Here is a 9598-nt window from a genome sequence, read left to right as displayed (position 1 = left end):
TCATTAACGCCATCGGAATCTGAGTCTAAGGTTGAACAATCGGTAACAGGTTCCGGTGCGGCGGCTTTAGGTTTGGGCCCCAAAGGAACCACAAAGCCAACGTTGAGGATCATATCATGATATTCATCTGTGCCGCCCACTGGAGTCAAGTGTGCGTTAAAGTTGTTGTTGTAGCGATAACGTATATCACTGCGGAGCAGGAAGTTGTCATGGAGTTCGTAGGTAAAACCCGCTCCGGCTTCACCGATAATGCCGACACCGCTGTTACCGTTGACATAGCTGTTCATGCCGCCCGCTGCGATGACCGTGTAGGGGGAAAACTTGTCACGCCAGAAATAATATTGCAAATCCGCAGTGCCACCGGCAAGATCCCATTGGCCGTTTTTTCGAGGGGAACGATTGGTTTCATCATCAAAGCCATTATAAAAGCCTCTCAACTCAACGTTGAAATGTTCATCAATGATTTTGCCGAAGCCCAAGCCAGCACCATAGCCAGCGTTATCTGCATTTCTATCGCCGCCGGGATTCACATACGAGCCGAAAGGCGCGACATACCAACGATTGTCTAGGAACTCTTCGGCATGCACCGATGCGGTAAAGCCCACGCTTGCTAATAGGGCAAAGGCCATTAAATATTTATTAATCATAATCTTATCCTTAGGTTAGTGAGAAAAATAATTGGTTAAATGGGTAACTGAATATATGTCAATACAGTGCCTGCTTGAACCCTACTACCTTTCGACAACCCAAACTTACACTAAAAGCTGTTTCAAGTGCAAGCCTGACTTTGTCAAATACAATCTTTTTATCTGTTTTCAATCAAGGGCAAAGCGCATCGCTCATTGCAAACTGAAACCATACAAGAACATGAAAACCTAACGCTTGTATTAACTATACAACAATAGTATTGAATATACAACATTATTATCGGACTAACGACACTTACCCGATGAATATTAAGAATAGCCATGGCAACGCTCAGTTATAGGGTTATGCGAGTTTCTTCTGAGGAAGGGGGCTAAATTTCCATGTTTACCACGCCAACCTGTTTGGCGTTTAGTTATTGAAATTTGTTCGCCAGTCCTGTCACCCTTTCCATTTTTCTGTTGATAGTTGCGGCAAAAACACTTTCCTCCGCAACGAGTTTAATGTGCTTCTTGGCTCGGGTAATTGCGGTATAGAGCAGTTCCTTGCTCAAAACGGGGTTGATGGTTTCCGGCAACACAATCAGTGCTTCGTCAAATTCAGAACCCTGGCTTTTGTGTATGGTCATGGCAAACACGGTTTCACACGTTGGCATACGCGCTGGCAGATATTTTTTAAGCGTGCCGTCAGGCCGCTGAAAAAAAACCATCAGGTTTCCGTTTTGATCTTTATCGGATAAACAGATACCGATATCGCCATTGTAAAGATGCAGGGCTGGATTATTTTGCATTACCATCACCGGACGGCCCGGATACCACAATATTGGGCTGCTTAGGGTACGTTGCCCAAAAAGTCCCTGTTCGACAGCGTCATTTATTGCCAAAGCGCCGTTTTTTCCATGGCGGTTAGAACACACCACCTGGAAACGACTAAAAGCGCGATAAACATCGGTAAATTCAGCCCTTGCTTTAACCAAACGTACATAGTTTTCTCGCTGTTCCAATATATAAGGTATGAGATGTTTTTGTTCCAGTATCCCGGCAGTTTCATTGCCCGCTGACAAGATGCTCCAGGCAGCTTCATGGTGTTGTTGATTGACTGCATCAGCCAGTTTTTTTATGTTATCGTCAAAGCGATACGATTGCTTTAATTCAACCGTGTTGTCTGGCAATGCAGCGATCAAGTCGGCGAGCACTGCCCCTGATTCTACAGAGGCAAGCTGATCTTTATCGCCCAATAGAATTATCTTAGCCCCGGGCTTTAAGGCATCGACCAATTTACTCATGAGCGCGAGGTCAACCATCGATGCTTCATCGACGACCACGAGGTCAAAAATCAAAGGATTAGTCGCATCATGGTGAAAATAAGGTGAGGGCGGCTTGGCGCCAAGTAAACGGTGTAAAGTGATGGCCGTGTGCGGTATCTGTTCCTTTATGGTATCCAGGCAATCTAAACCGTCTATGTTAACCGCGATGGCTTCCTGAAGGCGCATTGCCGCTTTTCCGGTAGGTGCCGTCAAAGCAATCAATAAGGGTTCATCGGCTAACTCTTGCAACACCGCCAAAATTTTGCACACGGTGGTGGTTTTGCCCGTGCCTGGGCCACCGGTAATGATGCAAAATGCTTGCTGGGCGGCTATTTTTGCCGCTTCCCGTTGCCAGTCCGTTTCTGTAGCGCAGACGCAAAAATATCGGTCAAGCAGACTATCCAGGTTTTCAACGGGTTTAGAGATGTGTGCAAGTTGCTTAATCTGCTTTGCCAGTCGGTCTTCATAAAACCAGTACCGTTGCAGGTATAAACGGTTTTGTTCTAAGGCCAATGGGTAAGTCTGGGAAGGGATTGCCGGATGCTCACTGGCTAGCCCCGAAGCCAACAGCAGATTTTTATCCGACTTATTAATTTCAATACAACTGTGGCCTTGATGTTGTCTTTGCGACAACGTTGCCAGCAGAGTCTCCAGCGCTTGTTTTCTGTTGGCAGCCAGCGTTGTGCGTTGGCTTAGAAACCGGGCGAAGGCAATATCCAGGCGGCTAAAGATTTCCTCCTCATTAAATGCTAACACGTCCGCTCCTTGAATAACGCAGTCAGCGCTTCGATGGTCGGCAAGTCGGGGCTGTCCTGAAAAACGCCGCTCATTGCCGTGTCAGGCCCCATGCCACGGACGAATAAATAACGCACGCCACCGAAATGTTGGGCGTAGTTGTAATTGGCTAACCGGTTTTGTAGATAGCTGTGCAATACCGCGCTATAAATCCAGTACTGTAAGCCGTAATTATGTTCACGCATGGCATGGGTTAAGGTGTCGATTCGGTAATCGGGGAGGCTATTCGTTTTGTAATCCATCACATAATAACGATGGCCGTATACGCAAATCAGGTCGATAAAACCCGTCAGAAAACCGCTCATCTGCTTGGCAGTTAAGGGTTGGAATGCCGGTTTATTATGCAAAATCCCGTTAAGTTGATGGGTATTGAAAGAGGGCAGGGACAGGTAAAAAGGTATCTCTTTTAAACATTGGGCATCCGGTATATTCATCAGACAAAACTGGGGATCCGTTACCGACAACGGGGTGGTGACCGTTTTGTGCAAAAGGTTGTCAATAATTTCCGGCTGCTCCAGCCGTAAGCCGTAACGCTGACAGGTTTTGTCCCTTAGCGCTGAAATATTGCGTTTATTGGCCAAGTCGATGAATGGTACGTGTTCAAGCAGCTCATGAATAACATTTCCGGTATGTGCGCCAGCAGGGAGAAGGTCGACCAAGCTTTCACGCGTATCGATCAAGTTGTTAGGCGTATACTGATTTTCCCCCACTTTATCTTCCGGCATTTCAGGCGTTTCGGACAGGCTTAGTGCCGATAACGCCGTATAGCTGCTCATTTGCCAGTCCGTGTATAACGACCTGTGCCGTTTTTTTGCCAGTAGTTTGGGGTGTGTTCCTGATGGTTGGTAGCTACCGGTTATGGTGCCGGAACTATCCAACAATCGGTAAGCAAAAGTGTTTTCGTCCTGTGTTTGCAGCGCTTGCAAAACGGCTTGCTGCCCGGAAAAATCGTCTTCCGCAAAATCCAGTAACCACGCCAGTGCGGAATCATTAGCCGCAGTTTCAGCACGGACGTTTGCCCATGCGATATAACAACGGCATTTTGCCCGGGTTACTGCCACATAAGCCAGGCGCAAATCCTCCGCGTGATCTTCATACTGTGCTTGGGCATGGTGCTTGTCAATCTCGGCAGAACCCAAATCCACAATCAAACGGCTTTTGTTGCCACCTTCCATTTCAGGAAGATGGCACAGGACCAAGGGATTTTTTTCATTGGGGCGATGCTTGCGTTGCCATAGGTAAGGGCAAAAAACGATGGGATACTCAAGACCTTTGGCACGGTGCATAGTGATGATTTTTACTGCATCGGCATCGCTTTCAAGACGTAGTTGTTGACTGTCTGGACTGCCAGGATTTTCTTTGGCTCGCGTTATCGCCGTTTTTAGCCAGTTTAGAGTTTTATGAATGCCCAGGCGTTCGTCAATCACCGCTTGCTGCAACAGTTCCAGTATGTGCTGCAAATTGGTCAATCGGCGCTCTGCCAGCACGGATTTTGATAATACCGCCGATATTTTTTCCTGCTTTAGTAAGGTTTGCATCATGGTCATCATGCCCGCTTGCTGCCAGGTTTGGTAATAGCCCAGAAATCTCGACAGGATGTTATCCATCTCAATTTCGCTGTTGATGATTTGGTAAAGCCTCTGCCCGTCATGACCAAACCAGCTTAAGGCCAGCGCTAGGCCAAGCAGGTTGATGTCACCTGGATGCGCGACCGCTTGTAACAGGATGTACAAATGTTCCGCTTCAGCAGACGTAAAAACAGATTCGGTGCTGTTTAATATCGAGGGCACGCCAGCTTGGCGTAATGCCTGTTGATATTCCCTGGCTTGCTTATTGGTCTGTACCAGAATGGCAATATCCTGGGGTTGTAACTTTCGATTCTGGGGTTGTATCGTATAGTTGCCAGTCAGTAATTCAACAATTTCATCGACCACGGCAATGCAGATTGCATCCGCAGCATCGCTATGGTTGCTTTGCCAATACCCGGTCTTGCTGTCGCTTTCTTGCAACTGCCAGAGCATCATGGGCGCAGCGGCCTTTCCGCACGCATGTAAGGTTCCATCTTCTTTCGATAAGCCGGGTTGAGTGGTGTTAAAGACTATATCCGGCAATAAAAACGCTTGTTCCCTTTGAAACAAGCGGTTAACAGCCTCAACTAAAAGGGGATGCGAGCGCCAGTTATTCCTGAGCGTAAAGCGGTGCTGCGCTTGCGTCTGCGCCTCAAGATAGGAATAAATATCGGCACCACGAAATTTATAGATGGCCTGTTTGGGGTCGCCGACCAAGACCAAATAATGGCTATCCACGGCAAAAATACTGGAAAAAATATGCCATTGGTTATTGTCAGTGTCTTGGAACTCGTCGATTAATGCCGCATTGAAGCGTTGTCTGAGCTCACCGATTAACTGTTGTGATCGCTCACCATCTAATGCTATTGCCAAGTGGGTGATTAAATTGTCGAATGACCAGACGTTGATTTGTTCTAGCTGTTTGTCCAGTTCTTTCCGCAGGAATTCAAGCAAACTCCTACGCAAGGCAACGGTGATTTGCTCCGCCTTAGCTGCCAAGTCCTCAAAGGGTTTGGTATCAAGATTTAATGAGGCCAAGAATTCCGCCTTCCGTTCCTCGCTGTGCCGATCTTTATTTTTCTTAAATTGAGTGCCGTTCAACCCGTCCAACAGTCCCTCGTAAGTCAACAAAGACAAAGCCTCGGCATTCGGGAATTGCAAGGTATCACCTTGTAGCCACTCGCCTAACATGCTGCAATGTCCTGTAAATATTGCTTGATAGCTGGCTTTGAAGGATTGCCCAGTGAACTGTGCCTCGACCTTTTGGGCGCAAATCGCCAGTTTCGTTTTCGCGTTATCCGCGAGTTGCTTCAACTCAGCTAAAGCAGTATCCAGAGGTAGTTCGTCAGGGTAGATCAGCGCATCGTTGGAAACATTATTAATGCTGCCAAGTAAAGCATCCGGCGATTTGATGTCTTTGGTCAGTACCGCAACTTCCCACGCCGTGCGGTTTTGGACGTGCCGCCGCCAGAAATCATCGGCACAGGCTTGCTTGATTGCCGCCAGATCGTCCGTCAACTCAGCATCGAACAATTGCCCGCTGGCCAGTGCATGTTCCCTGAGTACGCGCTGGCAGAAACCATGTATGGTGAAAATCCCGGCTTGGTCTATGTCCAGCAAGGCCAGATCCAAACGTCGTTTGATAATCTCGGGTGGCAGATCGATCTGTGCCAGCCAAGTACCGATGTTGCTGTCTGTTGTATCAGTGTGGCCTGCCAAAACTCTTTTTGCATCGGCCAATCTGTTGCGTATGCGGTCTTTGAGTTCCTCGGTTGCCGCTTTGGTAAAAGTCACAACCAACACCTTGTCTATCGACACGTCCTGTTCAACCAACAGACGCAATACCAGCATGGCGATGGTGTAGGTTTTGCCCGTACCTGCGCTGGCTTCGATCAGGCTGGTGCCTTTGCGCAACTCGGTCAATACCGGATCGAAGTCCTTAATTTCCATGTGCTGCGTTCCATGCTGGCAGTAACAAAGATTTGCATTGTTCCTCGAATGTATCCGTCAGAACCAATCCCATATCTGGGACATTTCCATATAGTTGCCTGAGTTCGTGTTCACTTGGATACGAAATTGTAGTAGATAACCCCCCCCGAGCTGCGTCCAGCGGCGACTTTACCGCTCTTTGTTTATCGGTTTGCTTGAGATAAGCCAAAGCCGCTTCAACAAAAAAGGCATTCGGTTGCTGCTGGCCTAGGCGGTAGATTTCAATAAATTGGGGTAAATATTCTGGGCTGCAAATGTCGGGCTGAAACAGCAAATTTTCGTCTGCACTTATTAGGTAAGTGTTTTGTTCTTGCGCGTGGTTAATTATCAAGTGATGTAACCAGGCACTAATAAAGTCCTTACCTTTTAATTTAGCATAACGATAAATCAGGTTGCCGTTTTGATAGCAGTTACCTAGTTTGCCAACCAGCCGATAGTCGCCGATTTTCAGATCAACAGCAAGGTCGTCCAAAGGCTGTCCTATGTTTGTTGTTCGTATCCGTTCAACAAATTCCTGCATCGTAAGTTGATGTTGCTCGAATTCCACGTCACCTGCTACGCCGGGCAGCCACAAACCCTGGGCTTGCAGTTTTGTAAGCGAAACAGATGAACCTGCAAGTAATTGCTGTATCCACTCCTGATTCATGTCATACAGGCTGAGTTCATTGATAGTGAAGGGCTCACGTTCCTGCGTTTCCGCATCAATACCCACATAACGCAAATGCAGTTGCTGGCACATGAAATAACGCTGCGGATGCTGAAAAAACCTGAATAAATCGCCTAATTCAATTACCTCTTCAGTTTCGGTATTGATGGAGCCTTGCCACCATAAAGCAGGTTCCGGCTTGGGTGCTGATAAGGCTTTAGCTGTTTCACAATCGGCTTCCGAAAAGCTGAATAAATCGGTCAAGCCATCAAAATAGCGTCTGCTGAATGGCTGTAAAGGGTGGCGGGTAATTAGGCCGGAAAGCTGGTAATAATCCCTCAACACATCCAGCAATTCAGTGATTACGACAGAAGGCGGAATGACCTCATTATTGGACTGCGATTGGCCTATGTAAGTGATGATTAATTGTCGTCTAGTTGACAGCAAAATTTCCAGAAATTGATAACGGTCATCAGCCCTGCGTGAGCGGTCACCTTTGCGAAAGTGTTGGGAGATTAAATCGAAAGTGGGTTTACGCTCAACTTTAGGGAATTCGCCTTCGTTAATTCCCATCAAGGCAATGATCTTGAAAGGGATGGAACGCATGGGCAGCATCGAACAAAACGTCAATTGACCGCGCAAAAAACCGTTTGCCGATTTACGTTCAGCGACCATCCCTTCCAACCATGTGATGATGACTTGCAACTCGACGGGATCGCCATGAACGTCCGCAAGGTTTGTTGACAACTCCAGCAACAATTCATTGAGTTGTTGGCGCTCTATCAGATCAGCCTTCAAGTCGGCTTTACCAAGTAATTGGTCGGCATAATAATAAAGCTGATTACCCCATGATTTAAGGCTTTTGGCTTGTTTTAGTTCGGCTTTGGCCTGAAACAGCACAAACAAAAAGTCGTGTAGCCCACCGAGTGCGTCAGCCGATGAGCCTTCAATATGCTTGTAAGGGAGGACATCACCGATAAAATCATCTTCATGGCCGACCGCGTAACCCATCAGCATTCTATCCAATGCGGCTTGCCAGGTGTGTTCGTTAAGTTCCGGTAGCCCCAATTCTTTTTTATGTTGTCCCGATTGTCCCCAACGCACATTGGTGTCTTGAACCCAGTGCTTTATCAAGTCAAGATCGGTTTCAGAGAGTCCAAAGTTTGGAAAAATTTCAACGCCCTCCAGAATATCCAGCACACTTTGCCAACCCAGGCGGCTTTGGCTTAATTCCAAAAACCGTATGAACGTATCCAGCGCCTGATTGTCAAGCCGTAAGCTGCGATCGGCGATAGCGTGTTGAATATCACTAAATACGGCGGAAATAAACGGTTCGTACAGTTGGATATCCGGTGCCATCACCGCAATATCGCGCAATTCCAGCGTTGTATCGTTTTCCAAAGCCTGCAATAACTGGTTTCTGAGGACTTCAACTTCCCGTTTTCTGGAATGGCAGGCATGTAGGCTGATAGAGCCATCTTTTTCCAAAACCTGCCCAGATACAGCATTATTTAAAATATCGTTCTGTAACTGCTGGAGGTTATTGGGCTTTTCAACCTGTTCAAAACTTTCCGGCTCAAAATCAAACTGGGTGAATTCCAATAACATTTCCTGGAATTCTCGCCCTTGTTGTCCCAGGCTTGCTAGCAAAGGGTGTCCGGTATCAATATCGTCGGTGGGCAGTTGTCGTTTACTTGCCAGATCGGCCCAGAATGTTTGTGCCGGATTGAGCAGGTAAAGATGTACCTGACAGTGTTTGGCCAGGCTCTGGAGATAGTTTAAAAACAACGGCGGCATGGTATTAACGCCAAACACAGAAATACGTTCCGGCAATTGCCTACTCAAAGTACCTTCTGCTGCATGATTTAATTTGGCGATAACATCCAGCCATAATGCGCCTCGATGTTTTTGGCCTATCTGCGCGGTTAACTGGTGCCAAAGCGCTTTTTGCCAGCGTTCAATGTCGGTGTTATACAAAAGACGGCCATTTTGCCATGCCACCAGCAAGTCGGGGCGCATGATTTGGTACTGGTCGAAAATCTGAGCAAGTTGCTGGGCTAGTTGGTAGCGTTTTAAAGCTTGATTGGTACCGGATAAATACTGAATTAAGGGCAAACAATCAAGGTGTTCCAAGTTGCGCAACAAGGCTTCCAGCCGCCAAAGCATCAGGCTGCGGTCAAAAGTAGAATCATTTACTTGGCTATCCAATTGCTGGGCGATAAAACTAAAAAATTTGCCGGGAAATAAAAACTGGTAATTCGCCCACACATGAAATCGGCTCGCCAATTGCTGCGACAGCCACCGCTCCATACCCTGGCTCTGGATCAGGAACACCTCCTTGGCGAAAGGCGTGTCCAGCGGTGCGTTGGAAATGACCGAGACCAGATGAGCGACCAGATTTTCAGTTTTGTTGGAGCTGTGTAGAATAAACATGCAGTTCTTTCAAAGTCGTGGGCAAAGCATTATCACCTCATGGCAAAACGGGAGCAAATCTTGTTGCGCGGCTTATACCCATCAATCACTTATTAACTCACCTTACGCACTTAAGCGTTTGAAGCTCGTCGAAAGCCAGCCGGACGGCTTTCAAATACAATTTAGCCCTGAGAGCAAAATGATTGAGCTTGTGTTTGATTGAAAGGCACTCCAGGC

At 47.2% G+C, this 9598-nt stretch carries 4 protein-coding genes; all 4 read right to left on the bottom strand.

Translation table 11 applies throughout. The annotated features are described in order from the left end of the window. On the bottom strand, positions 1 to 647 hold a 647-nt coding region (locus ACLQ6D_RS17620), incomplete at its 3' end, for an outer membrane beta-barrel protein (RefSeq protein ID WP_411728613.1). A gap of 413 nt (positions 648 to 1060) precedes the next feature. Beyond that, positions 1061 to 2707, bottom strand: coding sequence for an exodeoxyribonuclease V subunit alpha (gene recD / locus ACLQ6D_RS17615; RefSeq protein ID WP_411728612.1), 1647 nt, complete (start codon positions 2705 to 2707; stop codon positions 1061 to 1063). Continuing rightward, on the bottom strand, positions 2701 to 6264 hold the full coding sequence (gene recB / locus ACLQ6D_RS17610; RefSeq protein WP_411728611.1) for an exodeoxyribonuclease V subunit beta: 3564 nt from the start codon (positions 6262 to 6264) through the stop codon (positions 2701 to 2703). The genes recD and recB overlap by 7 nt, the downstream gene beginning before the upstream one ends. Continuing rightward, a complete protein-coding gene (gene recC / locus ACLQ6D_RS17605; RefSeq protein ID WP_411728610.1) occupies positions 6254 to 9382 on the bottom strand; it encodes an exodeoxyribonuclease V subunit gamma in 3129 nt (1042 codons plus the stop codon). The genes recB and recC overlap by 11 nt, the downstream gene beginning before the upstream one ends. Between the last annotated feature and the right edge of the window lie 216 nt (positions 9383 to 9598).

The organism is Methyloglobulus sp. (genome assembly GCF_046714055.1).
Classification (GTDB): Bacteria; Pseudomonadota; Gammaproteobacteria; order Methylococcales; family Methylomonadaceae; genus Methyloglobulus.
This window is presented reverse-complemented; position numbering and strand designations above follow the sequence as displayed.

Bases quoted from the DNA above. Each gene is read 5' to 3' on its own strand.
- recB (WP_411728611.1), bottom strand. From the start codon at position 6,264: ATGGAAATTAAGGACTTCGATCCGGTATTGACCGAGTTGCGCAAAGGC.
- recC (WP_411728610.1), bottom strand. From the start codon at position 9,382: ATGTTTATTCTACACAGCTCCAACAAAACTGAAAATCTGGTCGCTCAT.